The organism is Neolewinella marina, assembly GCF_002631205.1.
GTDB lineage: Bacteria > Bacteroidota > Bacteroidia > Chitinophagales > Saprospiraceae > Neolewinella > Neolewinella marina.
Genome location: NZ_PDLO01000002.1, coordinates 77,013 through 96,809 on the forward strand (window position 1 = coordinate 77,013; position 19,797 = coordinate 96,809).

At 63.8% G+C, this 19,797-nt stretch carries 14 protein-coding genes; 8 read left to right on the forward strand and 6 right to left on the reverse strand.

The annotated features are described in order from the left end of the window. The first annotated feature begins 34 nt into the window (after positions 1-34). From CGL56_RS05855 to CGL56_RS05865, 3 genes are all read left to right on the forward strand, one after another. Positions 35-772, forward strand: coding sequence for a phytanoyl-CoA dioxygenase family protein (locus tag CGL56_RS05855; protein WP_099105601.1), 738 nt, complete (start codon positions 35-37; stop codon positions 770-772). Positions 773-842: 70 nt separating this feature from the next. Then, a complete protein-coding gene (locus CGL56_RS05860) occupies positions 843-2,084 on the forward strand; it encodes an Nramp family divalent metal transporter (RefSeq protein WP_099105602.1) in 1,242 nt (413 codons plus the stop codon). 152 nt (positions 2,085-2,236) lie between these two features. After that, on the forward strand, positions 2,237-3,991 hold the full coding sequence (locus CGL56_RS05865) for a sulfatase family protein (protein WP_143470633.1): 1,755 nt from the start codon (positions 2,237-2,239) through the stop codon (positions 3,989-3,991). Positions 3,992-4,019: 28 nt separating this feature from the next. On the opposite strand, the gene CGL56_RS05870 is transcribed toward CGL56_RS05865, so the two are convergent. After that, positions 4,020-5,213, reverse strand: coding sequence for a M16 family metallopeptidase (locus tag CGL56_RS05870; protein ID WP_143470634.1), 1,194 nt, complete (start codon positions 5,211-5,213; stop codon positions 4,020-4,022). A 286-nt stretch (positions 5,214-5,499) separates the two neighbouring features. Between CGL56_RS05870 and CGL56_RS05875 the strand changes: the two genes are divergently transcribed. Continuing rightward, positions 5,500-8,778 (forward strand): S41 family peptidase, encoded by a 3,279-nt coding sequence (locus CGL56_RS05875; protein WP_099105605.1) that lies wholly within the window; start codon positions 5,500-5,502, stop codon positions 8,776-8,778. Between the two features lie 63 nt (positions 8,779-8,841). On the opposite strand, the gene dnaN is transcribed toward CGL56_RS05875, so the two are convergent. Continuing rightward, positions 8,842-9,960, reverse strand: a complete 1,119-nt coding sequence (dnaN, locus tag CGL56_RS05880) for a DNA polymerase III subunit beta (protein WP_099105606.1) — start codon at positions 9,958-9,960, stop codon at positions 8,842-8,844. 95 nt (positions 9,961-10,055) lie between these two features. Then, positions 10,056-12,677 carry a TonB-dependent receptor gene (locus tag CGL56_RS05885; protein WP_099105607.1) on the reverse strand — a complete coding sequence of 874 codons (2,622 nt, stop codon included), beginning with the start codon at positions 12,675-12,677 and terminating at the stop codon, positions 10,056-10,058. 73 nt (positions 12,678-12,750) lie between these two features. On the opposite strand from CGL56_RS05885, the gene CGL56_RS05890 reads away from it, so the two are divergent. Beyond that, positions 12,751-13,692 (forward strand): NAD(P)-dependent oxidoreductase, encoded by a 942-nt coding sequence (locus tag CGL56_RS05890; protein ID WP_099105608.1) that lies wholly within the window; start codon positions 12,751-12,753, stop codon positions 13,690-13,692. Between the two features lie 3 nt (positions 13,693-13,695). Next, entirely contained in the window at positions 13,696-15,747 is a 2,052-nt protein-coding gene (locus tag CGL56_RS05895) for a ComEA family DNA-binding protein (protein WP_099105609.1), read from the forward strand. Between the two features lie 224 nt (positions 15,748-15,971). Here CGL56_RS05895 and CGL56_RS18430 read toward each other — a convergent pair whose 3' ends face one another. Continuing rightward, positions 15,972-16,127 carry a VOC family protein gene (locus tag CGL56_RS18430; RefSeq protein WP_245184094.1) on the reverse strand — a complete coding sequence of 52 codons (156 nt, stop codon included), beginning with the start codon at positions 16,125-16,127 and terminating at the stop codon, positions 15,972-15,974. 13 nt (positions 16,128-16,140) lie between these two features. After that, entirely contained in the window at positions 16,141-17,037 is an 897-nt protein-coding gene (locus CGL56_RS05905; RefSeq protein WP_099105610.1) for a diacylglycerol/lipid kinase family protein, read from the reverse strand. Positions 17,038-17,222: 185 nt separating this feature from the next. On the opposite strand from CGL56_RS05905, the gene CGL56_RS05910 reads away from it, so the two are divergent. Together CGL56_RS05910 and CGL56_RS05915 are read left to right on the forward strand one after the other, a co-directional pair. Continuing rightward, positions 17,223-18,197: an ABC transporter ATP-binding protein gene (locus tag CGL56_RS05910; RefSeq protein ID WP_099105611.1), complete on the forward strand. Its 975-nt coding sequence runs from the start codon at positions 17,223-17,225 to the stop codon at positions 18,195-18,197. 6 nt (positions 18,198-18,203) lie between these two features. Continuing rightward, on the forward strand, positions 18,204-19,526 hold the full coding sequence (locus tag CGL56_RS05915; RefSeq protein WP_099105612.1) for an ABC transporter permease: 1,323 nt from the start codon (positions 18,204-18,206) through the stop codon (positions 19,524-19,526). Here the strand turns inward: CGL56_RS05915 and CGL56_RS05920 are convergent. After that, positions 19,523-19,786 (reverse strand): YkoF family thiamine/hydroxymethylpyrimidine-binding protein, encoded by a 264-nt coding sequence (locus CGL56_RS05920; RefSeq protein WP_099105613.1) that lies wholly within the window; start codon positions 19,784-19,786, stop codon positions 19,523-19,525. The genes CGL56_RS05915 and CGL56_RS05920 overlap by 4 nt on opposite strands. Positions 19,787-19,797 lie beyond the last annotated feature (11 nt).

Below are 19,797 nucleotides of genomic sequence, written 5' to 3' on the forward strand. Positions count from 1 at the left end.
CCCAGACCCTCACCCCTTTACCACTGGCCTCACCATGCTAACCCCTCAGGAAAAAGACTTTCTAGATACCCACGGCTACCTCAACCTCGGCCAATTGCTCACGCCCGCTGAGGTCGATCAAATCAACGCCCGCCTGGCGGAACTACAGCAACAGGAAGGCGACCGCGCCGGAGCCGAGCTGGCCGAATCAAAGTACATCCGCCACCCGAAGGAAGAAGGAGCCGACCGGCTGGCGGACCTGGTCAACAAAGGGCCCGTATTCGATATCTGCTACACCCACCCCCGGGTACTGGCCGCCATCGAGGCCGTGCTGGGTGCCGAGTACAAGCTGTCCTCCCTGAACTACCGGGCGGCCAAACCCGGGAAGGGCCAACAGAAGCTACACGTCGACTACAAGAATGCCGTGGCGGAAGACAGTTTCAAGGTCTGCAACAGCATCTGGATCCTCGATGATTTTACCGAACGCAACGGCGCCACCCGGATCGTGCCGGGCACCCACCGGTCGAGGGAATTGCCGGAAGCGGCCATGCCCGATCCCCACGCCAGTCACCCGGATGAAATCCTCATCACCGCGCCCGCCGGTTCCGTAGTAATCTTCAATTCCCACGTCTGGCACGGCGGCACCACCAACCACACCGACCGCGACCGCCGGAGCATCCACAGCTATTTCTGCACCCGGGACCAACCCCAGCAGATCGACCAGCGGAAGTACATCACCCCGGAAACCCGAAAGCGGATCGGGAAAAGGGGCCGGGCGATACTGGATGTGTAGGGTTTTAACCGCCCCATTACACCTTGCGAATCCTTTCCCGCGAGGAGTTTCTTAACCCTACCTTCCCTTCATGCCCAAACTGCCCTCCCTCTCCGCCGGACTGCTGGTGGCCGCCACCGGCGTCGGGGCGGGCGACCTGGTGATCTCGTCGCTGAGTGGGGCACGCTACGGCCTCACCCTGCTCTGGGCGATCGCGGTCGGGGCGGTACTGAAGTTCGCACTCAACGAGGGACTGGCCCGCTGGGAACTCGCCACGAACACCACCCTGCTGGAGGGCTGGGTGGAACGGCTCCCGAGAATCGTCGCCCTCACCTTCGGTGTCTACCTCTGCTTCTGGGCCTTGCTGGTGGCGGGCACCCTTATCTCCTACAACGGGGTGGTGGCCAACAGCATCTTCCCCCTGCCCTTTTCCGAAAAGACGGGCGCAACAGTTTGGGGGGCGATCCAGTCCGTGCTGGGCCTGGCGCTGGTCCGCTGGGGCGGTTACCGGGGGGTGGAGAAGGTGATGAAGGGAGTGATCGCCCTGCTGTTTGCGGTGGTAATCGGCTGCGCGGTGGTAGTGGCGCCTTCCTACGGAGCGGTGGTGTCCAACACCTTCATTCCTACGGTGCCCGGGACTACCGACGGCCTGCTGTTCAGTTTCGCGCTGGTGGGCGCCGTGGGGGGCACCCTGACGATTATGTGCTACGCCTACTGGCTGCGCGAAAAGCGGCAGCTGGGAGACGTGCGCATCGGGGAAATCAGAATGGACCTGGGGGTGGCCTACGTACTGACGGCCCTTTTCGGGATGGCGGTAACCGTCATCGCGGCCGGAGTACGCCCGGAAGCCGTGGGCGGTTATGCCCTGGTAACCAGCATCGCCGGACAACTGGCTACGGTGATGGGACAGGTTGGATACTGGAGCTTCCTGGTGGGCTTCTGGGCCGCCGTACTCACCTCCATGGTGGGAGTATACAGCGGAGTCCCCTACCTTTTCGCTGACCTCTGGGGCCGGTACCGGAAGCGGTACGCGAACATCGACCTCCCCGCCCAACCCCTGCGGCAAACCCCGGCTTATCGCTGGTTCCTCCTCTACCTGGCGCTGCCGCCTATTCTGCTGACCGTCTTTCAGCGCCCAGCCTGGATCGCCATTGTATACGCCGTTTCCGGCGCGGCCTTCATGCCATTCCTGGCCCTCACCCTGCTGTATATGAACAACCAGTCGCGCTGGCTCGGATCGTTGCGCAACGGCTGGATCACCAATACGCTGCTGGGAATCTGCCTGCTGCTGTTTCTGGTGTTGCTGGGGGTTCAGCTGGAGGTTTTTGGGTAAGCTGGAGGGGTTGATATGCGATTCTTGATTCTCGATACTCGATTCTCGATTTGGCTACCGCTGTTACCTGCTCGCTACGCTCGTCGGAGGAGTTGCCCGGCCTACCCAATTATCCGCCACGAATTACCTTAACCGGAACAACCACTCCCGCCTTGCGATTCACTCTCTTGTCCTGTACCCGCGCTTGCGCCACTCTCTTCCTGTTACTGTTCGTGCTGGGCTGCCAGCCGGCCGGAAATGATGATTCCCCGGCACCCGCGGTACCCGCCCGCCCCAACATCCTGTGGATCGTGGCCGAGGACCTGAGTCCGCTCATCGCCGCCTTTGGCGACTCCACCATACAGACGCCCAACCTGAGCCGGCTGGCCGCCCGCGGCGTCCGCTTTCCGAATACCTTCAGCGTGGCCGGAGTATGTGCACCGAGTCGCTTCGCCATCGCCACGGGCGTATACCCCATCAGCGGCGGTGGTCACCACATGCGCACCCTGGGTAACGAGGAGCGGCTGCGCAACATCGGCCTGCCCGGCGAGTACGGCGCCCTGGTCGACCCGGAGGTGAAGATGATGTCGCAGGTAATGCGGGAACACGGCTACTTCGCCACTAACAACCAGAAGACAGACTACCAGTTCCACGCCCCGAAGACCGCCTGGGACGAGCAGGGGCCCCGCGCCCACTGGCGCCACCGGCCGGCGGGGCAGCCCTTCTTCAGCGTCTTCAACCTGGAAATCACCCACGAAAGTCAGGTGTGGCAAACCAGCAAGGGCAATCTGCGCTTCCGGCCCGGGTTCGAGAACGACACCTCCACCATCTACGGCTGGGGCGACGTATACCCCGAAGGAGAACGCCCAGAACCGCAAATTGAGGTAGCCGACGATGAACTGCCCCTGCCCCCCTACCTCGCGGACACCGAGCTGACGCGGCGGGACGTGCGCCGGGTGTACGACAACATTCGCATCATGGATGAGCAGGTGGGCGTACTCCTCGACCAGTTGGAGGCCGACGGGCTCACCGACAGCACCGTCATCTTCTGGTACACCGATCACGGCGGGCCATTGCCCCGGCAAAAAAGGCTGCTTTACGACTCCGGCATCCGCGTACCCATGATCGTAGCCTGGCCGGGTGACCGCCACGCGGGAGAGATCGATAGCCTGCTGTTCAGCTTCGTAGATTTTGCCCCCACGGTGTTCAGCTTGGCCGGTATCGAACCGCCGGCCTACCTACAGGGGCAGGCCAATTTCGGCGATTTCGCGGCGCCGGCAAGGGAATATGTCTTCGCCGCCTCCGACCGCCTGGACGAGCACTACGACCGCATCCGGGCCGCCCGCGACCACCGGTTCAAATACCTGCGCAACTATTACCCCGACCGCCCCTACTACCTGCCCCTCCCCTACCGCGAGCAGATGAACAGCATGCAGGAACTGCTGCGGCTGCGCGACGCCGGCCAACTCACCGACGTACAGGCCCAGTGGTTCCGCGACCGCAAGCCGGTGGAGGAGCTCTTTGATACACAGAATGACCCCCACGAGCTGGAAAATCTCGCCAGCCGGCCCGAATACCAGGACAAACTCGAAGAATTGCGCAGCGCCACCGACGCCTGGCTGACCCGGGTGGGCGACCTCGGCGGGGAACCCGAACCGGAGATGATCCGCCGCTTCTGGAACGGTGAGGAGGAAATGCCCACCACCGGCCGGCCCCAGCTGCGGCGCGACAGCATCGGCCGTTTCATCCTGGAAAGCAAGACCCCCGGTGCCCAGATCGCCTACCGCATCCTGCCCGACGACAGCGACCGGCCGGGCTGGCGGGTATACACCGGCCCCTTCGCCTTCGACCTCGACGGCGGCGATACCCTGCGGGCGGTGGCCCAACGGATTGGCTACCGCGAGAGCGGCGTCAGTGAGGGTTGGTAGCGGGCCGCGAACGGTGGGATAAGGGGCCTTATTCTTTCACGATCCCGCCGCCGACGATCACCTCCCAGTCGAGTTCGGGGCGCAGGTAGCGGCCGGCCAGGTCACGAAGTTCCTGAGCGCTGATGTGGCGGATGGTATCGTCCAGCCTCCGGAGGTGTTCCGGGGCGTCGTACTCCTTGATGATGGCCGAGCGGTAGCGGCTGCTTACGGCCAGGGGGCCGTCCAGGTCCATGATCAAGCCTCCCAGCAGATAGGCGCGGACCATATCCAGCTCGGCGGCGGGAATGAGGTCCTGCCGCAGTTTTTCCATCTCGGTGCGGATCTCGGCGCGGACCGCGTCCAGGTTTTCGTTGGCCACGTCGGCGGCAATCCCCAGGGTGCCGTCGTAACGGTAGGTATCCAGGTCGGAATCAATTCCGTAGGTATACCCTTTTTCCTCGCGGATGTTGCGCATCAGTCGGCTGCCGTAGTAGCCGCCCAGGATGGTTTCCAGCACGGCCAGTCCGGGATAATCCTCGTCCGTCACCCGAAACCCCCGCCGGCCCTGGCGGATCATGGTCTGCTGGGCCCGGGGCCGGTGCACCTGGATCAGTTTGGGGGGGGCGGCCGCTACCCGGTAATCGGGGGGCGTCACCAGCGGGCCGGGCGCGAGCTGTCCGAAGGTGCGCTCCAGCAGCGCCTCCACCTCCGCATTCAGCTGCCCCACCACCCGGAGGGTAGCGTTGGCGGCCCCGTAGAAATTACGGTAGTGGCGCTTAACGGCCTCCAGGGTGAGGGCGTCGTAGTCTTCCTTGCCGCCGCCGTAGCCGTAGGGGTTCTCGGCGCCAAAGGCGGCTTCCGACAGGTGGCGGTAGGCCAGCCAGTCGGGGTCCTGCAGGTCCTCGCGGAGCTGTTGCCGGCTGCGTTTGCGGTAGCGCTTGAACTCCCGTTCGCTGAAGGCCGGCTCGGCGATCACCTCCGTCATGACGGGCAGCAATCGGTCGGCGTGGCGGGTGATGGTGGCCAGGGCCAGGTTGGCCGTGTCGTAGTCGTCCGGGGTGTCCAGGCTGGTCCCGTACTGCTCGAAGAGCCGCTCCAGTTCGGCGGCGCTGTGGCGGCGGGTACCCTCAGTGAGCAGGGCGTTGGTTGCCGCAGCCAGGAAGCGCTGGGATTCGTAGGGGCGGCCGGCCCGCCAGATCATCTCGACGGTCAGGATGGGGGCCTGCTCCACGTGGACGGCCACCACCCGCAGGCCATTGCTCAGCGTCCATTCCCGGGCGGGCGGCAGGGGCGGTACCCGGGGCGGGTGAATGAGGGGGGCGGTGCGGTTCTTGATGGTAATGACGGCTCGTTAGGGACAGTACAAAAACCCACGAGGCCGGCAGTAGTTCAGGGCGGCGGCGCGCGGGTGCCGGGCCAAACACCGGGGAAGCCGTGGATTCCATCCGGGTATTTCCCCACGCATCGGTTACAGTGTGGCGGGCTGTCGTATTATTACTTACCAAATCCCACCGCTTAACCACCTTGCCATGCACCTGCGTCCGCGCCAGATTCTCCTGCTGTGTACCTTCCTTTTCACCACCGGGCTCGTCGCCCAGGGCACCCGCCTGCTCCGGCAGCCCGACCTGGGTACCGACCGGATCGCCTTCGTCTACGGCGCCGATATCTGGACCGCCGACCTGAACGGGGGGAACGTGCGCCGCATCACCAGCACCCCGGCCGTGGAAGCCAATCCCCACCTGAGCCCCGACGGACAGTGGCTGGCTTTCACTTCCAACCGCGACGGCAGCGACGACGTATACGTGGTGCCCCGAGCCGGCGGCATCCCCACCCGCCTGACCTGGCACCCCGCGGACGACCAGGTGCGCGGCTGGAGCCCCGACGGCTCCCGCATCCTGTTTGCCTCCACCCGCGAATCGGCCCCCGTGCCCTTCCACCACCTCTATACCGTAGCCGCTACCGGCGGGCCCGCCGAACGGCTGAGTGAACAATGGGGCTACGACGGCAGCTACTCCCCCGACGGCCAACGCCTGGCCCTGGACAAGATGAGCCGATGGGACAGCGAATGGCGGGCCTACCGCGGCGGACAGAATACCCCCCTGATCCTGCTCGACCTGCAAACCCAGGCGGAGGTGCTCCTGCCCAACGAAAAGACCACCGACATCCAGCCCACCTGGCTGGGCGAAGTGGTTTACTTCCTCTCGGACCGCGACGGCACGATGAACGTCTGGGCCTACGAGGTCACCGGCGGGGAGCTGCGGCAGGTCACCGAACTGACCGGCTCCGACATCAAGTGGCTGAGTGGCAACGGCAGCCAACTGATGGTGGAACGCGACGGCTACCTCCACCGGCTGGATCCCGGTACCGGGGCCCTGGAGCAACTGAACATCGAAGTGATCGGTGATTTCCCATGGGCCGAACCCGAATGGAAGGACGTGAGCGAGGCCGCCGGATCGGTATCCCTTTCCCCCACCGGCAAACGGGCGCTGATGGAAGCAAGGGGAGAGATCTTCACCGTGCCCACCGAGAAGGGCGACTCCCGCAACCTGACCCGCAGCGCCGGCACCGCTGATCGCGCACCGGTGTGGTCGCCCAAGGGGGACCGCATCGCCTGGTTCACCGACGCCGGCGGGAATGGCTACGCCCTCCACCTGGCGGACCAGACGGGCCGCGGCGACACCACCAACATCCCCATCGGTGCCTCGAAGATGGCCTGGAACCCGGCCTGGTCGCCCGACGGAAAGTCCATCGCCTTCGTGGACGACGACGTCCGCATCCGGGTCGTGGACCTCGCCACCAAGCGCATCCGCACCGTGGACACGGGCACCAACAACATCGACCGCGGCCGCACCGAGCCGGTGTGGTCGCCCGACAGCCGCTACCTGGCCTACGTCAAGAGCGGCAGCAACCGCTTCCGCCAGATCTGGGTTTGGGACCGGCAGGACAACGCCATCCACCCCCTCACCGACGCCTTCGCCGATTCTTTCTCGCCGGCCTGGGACCGGGACGGACAGCACCTCTACCTCCTGGCCAGTACCGACCTGGCGCTAGGGGCCGGGTGGGCCAACACCAGCTCCATGCAGGCCGACCCGAATTACAAGGCCTACGTGGTGGTGCTGCCGGCCGACCTCGACTCCCCTTTCCTGCCGGAGAGCGACGAGGAGGAGGTGACTAAGGAATCAACCGACGAAGAGGAGGAAACTGACTCCGAGGAGGAAGAAAACGAAGCGGACAAGGCCGACGACAGCAAGGCGCCCCGGGTGGTGATCGACTTCGACCGCGTGAGCCGCCGCACCATCGCCCTGCCGGTTTCCGGGGCCAACTACTACGCCACCGCCGCCGGGCCGGCCGGCACCCTCTTCCTGGCCGAGGAGAACCCCGGTGGGGAGGGCGCTACCCTGAAGAAATTCACCTTGAAGAAGCGGGAGGCCAAGGACTTCGCCAAGAACGTCCGGAACTTCGCCATCTCCGCCGACGGGGAAAAGATCCTCTTCCAGTCCGCCGGCAAATGGACCCTGGCCAAGACCGGCGCCGACAGCGGCGAATCCGGGGACGCCATCAAGCCAGAGCTGACCATGAAGCTGGACCGCCTGGCGGAGTGGAAGCAGATCTTCGAGGAAGCCTACCGCTACGAGCGCGACTACTTCTACGACCCGGGGCTGCACGGCCGCGACTGGCAGGCGGTCTACGCGCGCTACGCGCCACTGGTGCCCTACCTCCGCCACCGCGAGGACCTGAGCTACGTCCTCGACCAGCTGGGCGGCGAGTTGTCAGTAGGCCACAGCTTCGTATTCGGCGGCGATATGCCCGAAACCGAGAAGGTGAAGGTGGGCCTGCTGGGCGCCGACCTCACGCGCGACCGGGGCCGCTGGCGCATCGCCCGCATCTACACCACCGAAAGCTGGAACCCCAACCTCTCCAGCCCCCTGGACCGGCCCGGCCTGGAGGTGAGCGAAGGGACCTATCTGGTGGGCATCAACGGGGTGGAACTCACCGCGGAAGACAACCCTTACCGCCTGCTCGACGGTACCGTAGGCAAGCAGACGGTGCTCCACCTCAACGACAACCCCGCCTTCTCCGGCAACCGCGAAGTGGTGGTCGAACCCATCGACAGCGAAAATGCCCTGCGGCAGCGGGCCTGGGTGGAAGACAACCGCCGCATGGTCGACTCCCTCTCCGGCGGGCGACTGGCCTACGTGTGGGTGCCCAACACCGGGGGCTCCGGCTTCGTCAACTTCAACCGCTACTACTTCGCCCAGCAGGACAAGGAAGGGGCAGTGATCGATGAACGCTTCAACGGCGGCGGACTACTGGACGATTACATGGTCGACCTGATGACGCGCTCCCTGCGCGCCGCCCTGACCAACGAGGTCCCGGATGGAAATCCCTTCACCCTGCCAGCGGGCATCCTCGGCCCCAAGGCCCTCCTCATCAACGAGCGGGCGGGCTCCGGGGGCGACTTCTTCCCCTGGGCCTTTCGCCAGCAGGAAGCCGGCCCCCTCATCGGCGCCACCACCTGGGGCGGACTGGTGAAGTCCTCCGTACACTACGGCTTTATCGACGGTGGCGCGATGACCGCCCCGGACAATGCGGTCTTCGACCCCGTAGCCGGCGAATACATCGCCGAAAACGTGGGCATCGCGCCGGACATCGTCGTACGACAGGACGCTCGCTCCCTCAATGAAGGCAAAGATCCCCAGTTGCAACGGGCCGTGGAGGAGGTACTGCAACTGCTGGAAAAGCAATCTCCGCGGGAGGTTAAGAATCCGCCCTACCCCCGCCCGGCTTTGGGAGATGACAGGAAGTGAATGGGTGAATGAGGGAATTAGTGAATGGGTGCCAAATCACGCATTCACTAATTCATTCCTTCACTAATTACTGAGCATGACGGGCATCACCAACATCATAATGTCCTGTCCGCTTTGCTGTTCGGTGGGCAGGAGGATGCCGGCGCGGGTGGCGGTGGACATTTCCAGGCGCACTTCCTCGCCTTCCAGTACGCCGAGCATTTCCACGAGGAATTTGGCGTTGAAGCCAATCTGCAGCGGTGCACCTTCGTAGGAGCAGCTGAGCTGTTCGGTGGCTTCGTTGCTGAAGTCCAGGTCCTGGGCGCTGACCGTCAGGCTGCCGTCGGCGATGTTCAGGATGACCTGGTTGGTGGTCTTGTTGGCGTAGATGACGATCCGCTTCAGGCTGTTCTGGAAGTCGCTGCGGTTGACCAGCAACACGTTGGGGTTGTCGACGGGAATGACCGCGTTGTAGTCGGGGTAGCGGGCGTCGATAAGGCGGCAGGCCAGTTTGGTATCGCCGAATTCGAAAAAGGCGTTCGACTTGTCGAAGGTGACGGTGACGGCAACGTCCGAGTGCGGCAGGGCTCCCTTGAGGAGGTTCAGGGCCTTTTTGGGGATGATGAAGCTGCTGGTTACTTCGCCGCTGAGTTCGTTGAGGCTGAACTTGACCAGCTTGTGGGCGTCGGTGGCCACCATGGTCAGCTTGGAGAAGTCGACCTGGAAGAATACGCCGGTCATGGCGGGCCGCAGTTCGTCCGTGCTGGTGGCGAAGAGGGTCTTGTTGATGCCCTCCTGCAGGGCGGCGGCCGTGACGCTTACTTCATCGGCTTCGGTGGGCTCGGGAATATTGGGGTAGTCGCCGCCGGGCTCGCCCGCCAGCTTGTACTTGCCGTAGGCCGAGGTGATGGAGATTCCGTAGTTGTCTTCGTTCACGTCGAAGGTGATCGGCTGCTGGGGCAGGGCCTTCAGGGTGTCGATCAGAATCTTGGCCGGTACGGCTACCTCACCGTCTCCGTCGGCGTTGACTTCCAGGCTGGTCACCACGCTGGTTTCCAGGTCGGTGGCGGCAATTTTCAGGGTGTTGCCCTCAATGGTGAAGAGAAAATCTTCCAGGATCGGCAGTACCGGATTGGAGGCGATGGCCCCGCCGGCGAGCTGTAATTTCTTCTGCAGATCGGAACTGGAAACGGAAAACTTCATAGTTGCTAAGCTTTTGGCAAACTTACGCATTTAGACGGTTCGCGGAGGCAGAACTCTGCGTCCGCCGCGGTCCACATGCGGGATTAGGAATTCGGCTACCCGCTCCACCCCCCGGGGCGCCAGCGCAATCCGATCACCCCCCAGACCCCGTACTGGGTGGAGGAGAGAAGCAGGGAATCGTCCTGGTCGGGTTTTCCGAGGTAGCGTTCGGAGGCGTGGTCGGTGGCGTTGTTGAGGCGGGCGTAGGCGGAGATGTCGCGGAATAGTTCGTAATCCGCGGCCAGGTCGAGGCTGATCACGGCGTTGATCCACACGGGTTGTCCGTCCTGCAAGAGGTCAAGGGTGGAGCTGCGGTAGTTACCGGCGATAACCAGGTTGAGGCGCTGCCGGGGGTTGCTGTACACCAGGCTCAGGTTGGCCGACCGCCGGGGGGCCTGGGCCAGGGTGGATTCTCCCCCACTCATTCCTTCCATGCGATAGTTGTTGAAGTTGACGTTGCCGTTCAGGTTCAGGTAGCGCCAGGTGGGGTTGAGGAAAGCCAGGTTCTGGTAGAAACCGAGCTCCACGCCCAGCAACCGCGCGTCGGCGGTATTGGCCAGGGAATAGCCCAGGGAGGGCTGGTCATTGATGAGGGCAAATTCGGCGGTGCGCACCGTGGGGTTTTCCAGGAATTTGGCGTAGGCCCCGATGCTGATAAGGCCGTCGTTGCGACCGTATCGCTCGTAGGCCAGGTCGAAGTTCCGGCTGTAGGTGGGGTCGACGCCGGGGTTGCCCACGGAAAACACATCCAGGCGGGCCTGTCGCCGCTCCGCGTAGTCGATGGTCGGCACCAGGGTGGCGTAGGGTACGCGGGCAATGGCCTCATAGTAGGCGAAGCGGAACTGCCGGTCGCGCCGGATCCGGTAGGTGACGTTGAGGCTCGGGAACAGGTCGCTGTACCCGGTAGAGTCGGTCAGGGGGGAGCGCGACAGGGCATAGCCCACGTCGGTATACTCGTACCGCAATCCGACCGAGGTGCTAAGGCGGGCGTTCCAGTTATTGACGTACATCAGGTAGCCGGCGGCAATCTCTTCGTTGGCGGTGTAGTTGGGGCCGGCGTCCAGGTCGGGATTCTCTACGAGGTCATCCTCCGTGGCTACGTCAGCGTAACCACCGGCCTCGATGGGTATACCCCGGTCTCCGTCCCGCCGCAGATAGAATTCCTGGTAGCTGCGCTCCTTGATGCGGTAGCGGGCCCCGACCCGCAGGAAGCTCGTCCGGGCGTCGTTGGTAAACCGGGTCAGGTTGATGCCGCCGATGGCAATGTCTTCTTCCAGGTTGAGGCGCTCCTGCTCGGTAGAGGTACGGGGCAGGCCCCGGTCGGGGTAGCGGGTATCTTCGGGGGTGAGGTTGCGGTAATCCTCCGTTGAAAAGGGCTCCGCTCCGCCGCCGGCCAGGGTATTGAAGGCCCGCAGGCGGTTCGGCAGCCGCTCGCTGGTACTGGCGAAGCTGAGGGCGTAGGCCAGCTGGGTTTTTGAAAAGTTGTTCTCCACCTCCAGGGCCACCATATTCAGGCGGCGCTCCTCCTTCCACTGGCTGGCAATACGGGTTTCCCGCTCCTCGTCCGCCCCCCAGAAGTTGGCCTCGCGGGTCAGCACCTCCTCGTCCACCGCGCTGTAGTTGTAGCTCAGCCGCAGGCGGTTGTAGATGCTGGGGCGCAGTTCCACGGCCCCGATCAGTCCCGTCTTGGCGGTTACCCGGTCGGTATCAATGGGCCGCACCCGGCTGATCTGCCGGCCCGTCACCCCGTTTTCACCGTAGTCAAAGCGCTGCATGCGGTTGCCGCGGGCGTGGCGGAAGTAGCTGCCGGCCATTAGTCCGTAGATGGTCTCATCGCTGAGTTCGGAGTTCAATACCGCCGCCGCCTGCTGGATGCCGGAACCCTGGGGATTGAAGCCGTCGAAACCGAAGTTCTCCCCAAAACCGCCCTGGACCAGCACCTCAAACTGCCGTTCGGGCTGGCGGATGCGGAAGTCCACCGTTCCCCCGATGGCGTCCGCGTCCATATCAGCGCTGCGGGCCTTGACCACCCGTACCTGCTCAACCAGGTTGGACTGGATGATGTCGAGGCTGCCCGCCCGGTCGGCTTCCGGCTGGACGGCCGGCAGCCGCTGCCCGTTCAGGCTGATGGCCGTGTACTGCTCCGGAAGGCCGCGCACCTGCACCAGCTCCCCCTCCCCCCGATTGCGGGTGATGGTAACGCCGGGCATTCGCTGAACGGTTTCGGCCAGGGTGATGTCGGGGTATTTATTGAAGAGCTCGGAGTGAATGATCGTTTGCTGGGTGATGGCCGACTGCTGCAACCGCAGGGCCTGGGCCTGGCCGGATGCCCGACGACCGTAGACGATTACCTCCCCCATCTCCACGAAGGATTCCCCCATGCGGATATCCAGGTGAAGCTCCCGGTCGGTGGTGGACACCCGCACCACGGTATCAAAATTCTCGTAGCCGATGTAAGAGGCCAGGATACGGATGCGCCCCGGCGGAACCTCTAGGCGGTAGTGGCCGTGCTCGTCGGTCACGTCGCCAATGACCGAGCCGACCACTTGCACCGAACACCCTACCAGGGTATCCCCCCCGATCCCGGTTACCGTGCCGAATATTTCGGCTTCCTGGGCCGTCAGGGTAAGGGAAAACAGAAAAGCGCAGAACAGCTGACAGATGGAAAGATGACGCATACCGACTAAAGCGACCCTAGGGATTCTTTTGTTTACCGCCGGATTTATAATTTGTCCGACTCAAGCCCCGACCATGACCCCAACCCCAAAGATTGTCTTTCTCGACGCTTCTTCACTAAGTGACCTTCCCGCCTTTGACCGACTGAATGAAGTGGGCGACTTTACGTCCTACGACCTTACCGAGCCTTCGGAGGTCCCCGAACGGGCCGCGGACGCCCAGGTGATCATCACCAACAAACTGGAAATTACCGCGGAGGTCATCGAGCAACTCCCCGAACTGAAGCTCATTTGCGTCTCCGCCACCGGCACCAACAACGTGGACCACAAGGCGGCGGAAAAACGGAACATCCCGGTGCGCAATGTAGCCGGCTATAGCACCGATTCGGTGGCCCAGCTCACGCTTACGGCCTACTTCACCGTGGCCATGGACCTGCTCCACCTCAACGAACTGGTGTACAACGGCGCGTACAGCAAGGCGCGCGACTTCACCATGTGGCGCCACCCCTTTCACGAACTTCCCGGCAAGCGCTTCGGCATCATCGGCCTCGGCGCCATCGGCCAACGGGTAGCCGAACTGGCCGCCTGCTACGGCGCCGAAGTGGTGTACCACAGCATCAGCGGCTCCGACCACGACGTGCCCTACCGCCGAGTGGACCTCGAGGAACTCCTCACCACCTCCGACGTCGTCAGCATCCACTGCGCCCTTTCCGACGATACCCGCCACCTGATCGGTTACGCGGAGCTCGAGCGGATGAAGTCCACGGCCTACCTGATCAATATGGCCCGGGGGGGCATCGTAGTGGAGGCCGACCTGGCACGGGCCATCGACGCCCGGGAGATCGCCGGGGCGGCGGTCGACACCTTCTCCACCGAGCCGCTACCGGACGACCACCCCTACCTGGGAGTAAAGCAGCGGGAGCACCTGCTGCTCACCCCCCACGTGGCCTGGGCCAGCGTGGAGGCCCGCACCCGCCTGATCGACGGCGTCATCGAGAACATCAAAGCGGGCTGGTAAGGAATGATCGCTTTTCCCTGGCACCCGCGCTCCGCCGCCCTCCTGCTTCTGCTGGTGATTGGCGCTGCGGTGGGTGCACAGACGGAAGCGGAAATCGTTCAACTGGTAGAGGACGTCGTGGCCCAACAGGCCGAGGAGGGTGGCGAGTTCACCTATAATGCCGCCTTAGCCGAGCTGGAAACCTACGCCCGGCGACCGCTCGACCTGAACGCCGCCACACCGGAAGAACTCGGGGCCCTCTACCTGCTCACGCCCCCGCAGATCGACCGCCTCCTGGCCTACCGGGAACGGCTCGGGGGCTTCATCAGCATCTACGAACTGCAGGCCGTGCCAGGGCTGGACCTGGAGACCATCCGCCGCCTGCTGCCTTACGTGCGGGTCGGGGGCGGACTAGATGACGTGAACGTGCCCCTGACCTCCCTCTTTACCGGAGGCAATCGAGAGCTCTTCCTGAGGACCGGAGCACGACTGGAGCGGGCACGCGGCTACCAGGGGCCCCAACCTGCCTACGCGGGAGGCCCACTGCGCCTCTACTCCAAATACCGTCAGCGCTACGGCAAGCAACTCAGCCTGGGAATGGTGGCCGAAAAGGACCCGGGAGAAGCACTCCTCGGCCGGGGGGGCGGGGTGGACTACTTCAGTGCCCACCTCTTCCTGCGCAATCTCAACCCCCGAATACAGGCCCTGGCCCTGGGCGATTTTTCGGTCAGTTTCGGTCAGGGGCTGATCCTGTACACGGGTTTCGGCTTCGGCAAGAGCAGCTACACCACTAGCGTGGCGCGCACCTCCCCTACCCTTCAGCCCTACGCCAGCGTGAACGAATTCAACTTCATGCGGGGAGCGGGGCTCACCCTGACCCTGGGCAAGCATACTGAACTCACCTTGTTCGCCAGCCGACGCGCGCGCACCGCGAACGTGGCCCACGACTCCGTAAGCGTAACCTCCCTGGACCTCAGCGGCTACCACCGTACCGCAGGGGAAAGGGACGACCGCAACAGCCTGCGGCAGAGCAGCTACGGAGGCAGCCTGCGCTACCGGCCCTTCGAGCGGCTGCAACTGGGATTGAACGTACTCGGGGAACACCTCAGTCGCCCCCTCCGGCCCACGTCCCGACCCTATAACCAGTTCTATTTCCAGGGCAGCGATCTGCACAACGTGAGCGTCGACTACCGCTACCGCCTGAGGAACTTTTCCTTCTTTGGCGAGGTCGCAGGTGCCGTGGGCGCGGGAACGGCCATGCTCCACGGCCTCAACCTGGGGCTGGATCGCCGCGCCGACGTGGCCCTGGTCTACCGCAACTACGGTCGGAACTACCAGGCCCTCAGCGCCCAGCCCTTCGGCGAAGCGGGGGGCGGACGCAACGAGGAGGGTATTTACCTGGGGCTCGAGCTGCGCCCCGCCACCCGCTGGCGCATCAATGCCTACTACGACCTCTGGCGGCACGAGTGGCTGCGCTTCAACCTCGATGCGCCCACCGCCGGTCGGGAATACCGCCTGCGCCTGACCTACGCCGTGCGCCGCAAGCTGGACAGCTACCTCGAGATCCGGGGAGAAACCAAGGGTGCGGGCCGGGGACGCGACGCCCTTGCGAAAGTTGATGCTGTGGTGGACCGTACCCGCTTCCAGTCGCGGTTGCACCTGGGCTACCATCTAAGTCCGGTGGTGGAGTGGCGCAGCCGGATCGACCTGGGGTATACCCGGTATGCCTCCGAATACGCCCAACGCGGGGGCATGGTGTACCAGGACCTCCTCTACCGGCCCACCGGCCCCCTGAGCCTCACCGCCCGGGTAGCCGCCTACGCCACGCCGGGATACGACGTCCGCTTCTACGAGTATGAGAATGGCCTGACCTACAACGCCTACGTGCTGCCCTACTACGGCGAAGGGTTGCGGAGCTACCTGTTGGTGCGCTACAAGGGCATTCGCGGACTGACCCTTGAGGCTCGCCTGGCCCGCAGTCAGACTACCGACGGTGCCACCTTCGGCAGCGGGCAGGAGGCTACCGACCGCACCCACCGGACCGACGTGGCGGGGCAGGTGATCTGGCGGTGGTAAAGCCGGGAGATTGGGCGTTAAACATCCTCCACGAAAAACACCGCGTTGCCATTCGGATCGTACAGCCCGAACTCGTGGGTGCCCCAGGCGGTATCCCGGCGGAGGGCATCGGAAGCGACACCTCCGCGGCGGACGATCTCCGCGAACCACGACTCAATGTCACCAACGAAGATGCGGATAACGGAGCCGCCCAGCAGGGGGTCGGCGGGCGTTCCGGCGTGCCACTAAAGGTGGAGAAAATGGCGGTTCCGCTGCAGCACGGCGTACCTCCCGTCGTGGAACACCGGCTGGAACCCAAGTATTTCCTCGTACCAAAGTACGTCCCGGGGGATGTCCGCACTGGGCAGTACGGGGGTGATGTGCAGCAGTTGTTGGTCCATGGAACCGACGAAGTTATGCCCCGCACCGGACCTTGAGGCGGGCCTTTGTGAGTTCGGCCCTTACCGGACTGCTGCCCAGATACTCCCCGTCGGCCTCCAGACCGGTGGTTCCTTCTACCGTGATTACCGAGGCGTGGGTGGTGGTGACGCCGGGGACCTGGCCGATGCTCCCCGTATAGAGCCGCCAGCCGTTGGCGGCAATCCGGTGCAGGGGAACGTCTACGGCGTAGGTGAGAGCCAGGGTATCCGCCGTGGGTTCGGCGTGGGGCAGGACGCGCATGCCTCCGCCCTTGCAGCGCCCCATACCGAAGCCGATGGTGTGGAATTGGCCTGCCACGCGGGTGCCGTCGTAGGTAAGGGTCAGCGCCGGCGGGCGGTAAGTTGGCAGGTGGAGGGCCGTCAGGAAGGGGTACAGCAGGCGGTGCTTGTAACCGGCCGTGGCGGATCGGCGTACCACTTCGGCGTCGTAGGCAAGTCCCGCGGCGTTGACGAAGTAACGCAGGTTCCCGTCCCCGTATGCCAGCTGGCCGATGCGGTGGAGGATGGTGCGGTCCTCCTCCACCATCTGTAGCCACTGCAGGATATGACGGGGTACGCCCAGCGAACGGCACCAGTCGTTTCCGGATCCGAGGGGGAGCGGGGTGTAGGTACAGGCCTGGGTGAGTCCTCGATTTACGGCTGCATTGACCAGGTCGTGGTGGGTGCCGTCGCCGCCTACGCCCACGATTTCGCGGTGGACGGCCCCGACGGCGGACTCGAGGCGATCGGCCAGGGAATGTTGGCGGTCGGCGACGGAGAAGGTGGCTTTCGGCAACCGCTTCAGCAGCACCGGCCAGGCGTAGCGCCACCAGCGTGCTGCCCGCCCGCCGGCGGCGGCGGGGTTGACGATGAAGTGGGGCGCGGAGATCATATTGCAATAGTACGGAAGTGAATGTTGGCCCCCGCCGTTTGTCTATGCAGGGTGTTCCCTCGTCCTTTTTCGGCTGGATTCTTCGTATTATGAGTAATCTTGGTCCCCATCACTCATTTTGACTTTTCCGGTGAGCCTGGGAATCCTTCCTTCCTCCCAAGCCACCCTGTTACAAGCTCTACCCCATGACTGACCTATCCAGCGCACCCGTGATCGAGGTTCGGAACGTCCGCAAGGCCTACGGCGAGAAGGTAGCCGTCGACGACGTATCCTTCGCCATGCCCCCGGATGCGATCCTGGGTCTGCTGGGACCCAACGGTGCCGGTAAGACCAGCCTGATCCGCATGATCACCACCATTACGGCTCCGGACAGCGGCGCCATCTACTTTTCCGGCCAACCGCTGAGTGGCTATCACCCCCGGCAGATCGGCTACCTGCCCGAGGAACGCGGCCTCTACAAATCAATGTTCGTGGGGGAGCAACTCCTCTACCTCGGCCAACTCAAGGGCATGAGCGCCCGCGACGCCGAGGACCGCGCCCGGGAATGGCTGGCCAAGTTCGAGTTGGAAGGACAGTGGAAGAAAAAAGTCGAAGAACTCAGCAAGGGCATGCAGCAGCAGGTGCAGTTCATCGCCACCGTGCTGCACGACCCCAAGCTGCTGATCCTGGACGAGCCCTTCAGCGGCCTTGACCCCGTTAATGCCAACCGGATGCGGGCGGAAATCCTGCGGCTCCACGCCGACGGAACGGCCGTTATCTTCAGTACCCACCGCATGGAGCAGGTGGAGGAACTCTGTGAGTACATCGTCCTGATCGACCACGGCCGCAACATATTACAGGGTAAGGTGAGGGACATCCGCCGGGAATTTAACGAGCACCGCTACCGCCTGACCTACTCCGGTGCCCTGCCCGCGGCGGTCGGCGAGCGCCACCACCTGATGAACCCGACGGTATCCACCGTGGACATCCAGCTCGCCCCCGGCGAGAGCAGCAACGACCTGCTGCGCAGTCTCCTCAACCTGGGCGTCCAGATCCAGGGCTTCCAGGAGCTGCTGCCCAGCCTCAACGAAATCTTCATCAAGCGGGTCACCCGCCTGGACAAGTCCGCCACCCCCGAGCCCCGGACCGCCACCACTCCTTCCGCCCACGCCAACCACTAAGCTACCATGTCGAATCTCTGGCTCGTTATCCGCCGCGAGTACCTCACCCGCGTACGCCGCCGCTCCTTCATCCTGGCCACCCTCCTCACCCCGGTGGGGCTGGCCCTCTTCGTGGTTATCGCCAACGCCGTTTTCAGCTACGAGAACGACGACGTCAAACGGATCGCCGTCATCGACGACGGCAACCTCTTCCAGGGTGCCCTGCCCGACGAGAACGGACTCTACTTCCGCTTCGTGGACCAGCCCCTCAATGAATTGCGGGAGCACCCCGAGGACAACCGCGATTTCTCGGGCATCCTGGTAATCCCCGAAGTGACCAATCCCCGCAGCCGCAATTTCCGGGTGCAGCTGTTCAGCGACGAGACCCTCAGCATTGATGCCCAGTCGCGCATCAAGCGGCGGGTGGCCGACGCCCTGCGCGACTACAAGATCGAGGCCCTGGAGATCGACCAGTCCACCCTGGCCAGCCTCGACACCGACGTCAACATCAGCGTGCGCAGCCTCACCGCTACCGCCGAGGGCGAGTCCGACGACCGCAGCATGGCCGCGGCCATCGGGGCCGGTATCGGCACCGTGATGGGATTCCTGATGTACATCTCCGTCTTCGTCTACGGTATGATGGTGATGCGGTCGGTGATGGAAGAGAAGACCAACCGGATCGTGGAGGTCGTGATCTCATCGGTGCGCCCCTTCACCCTGCTGCTGGGCAAGATCATCGGCGTTGGAGCCCTGGGCCTCACCCAGGTACTGGCGTGGATGATCATGATTCCCGGATTGCTTTTTCTGGTCGGGCTGTTCTTCGGCCTCGATGCAGAACCCAGCCAGATGCCAAACAGCCCGGATATCGATCCGGAGGAAATGCAGTCCATGGTCGCGAAGCTGGCTGGTGGACTTTCCGACCTGAACTGGTGGCTTATTCTGCCCTGCTTCATCCTCTACTTCTTGGGCGGCTACTTCATGTACGCGGCCCTCTTTGCGGCCGTTGGCAGCGCCATGGGCGACGATATGGGCGAGAGTCAGACGCTCACCATCCCCATCACCATCCCGGTCATCCTGGCCTTCTACATCATGATGGCGGCTATCCAGAACCCGAATTCCAGCCTGGCGGTATGGTCCTCGATCTTCCCCCTCTTCGCGCCCATCGTCATGCCGGCGCGCCTGGCGTTCGACCCGCCCCTGTGGCAGGTTGCCCTCAGCCTGGTGGTCGTATTCCTATTCGCTGCCCTGATGGTATGGATGGCCTCGCGAATCTACCGCATCGGCATCCTGAACTACGGTAAAAAGTCCAGCCTCAAGGATATGGGCCGCTGGATCACGGCGAAGTACTAGACCTCCACCACGCGGCCGGGTTCGATGGCCACGTTCAGGAGCTTGATCACGAAGGAGCAGGCGGCCTCACCCCGTAGCGTGGGCCGCATGGCTTCGGTCAGCACTTTCATGACGGTGTCGTAGTCGCCCGTCAGCTGGGTGCTGAGGGGGTTGGTGGCTACCTGGACGTCGCTGGCCCGGAGGCGCTTGATGAAGTCGGTGATTACCGGTTCGTAATTCGGAGTCAGGGGATAGAGGGAAAGTTCTACGGAAACGTTCATGGGCGGCGGGT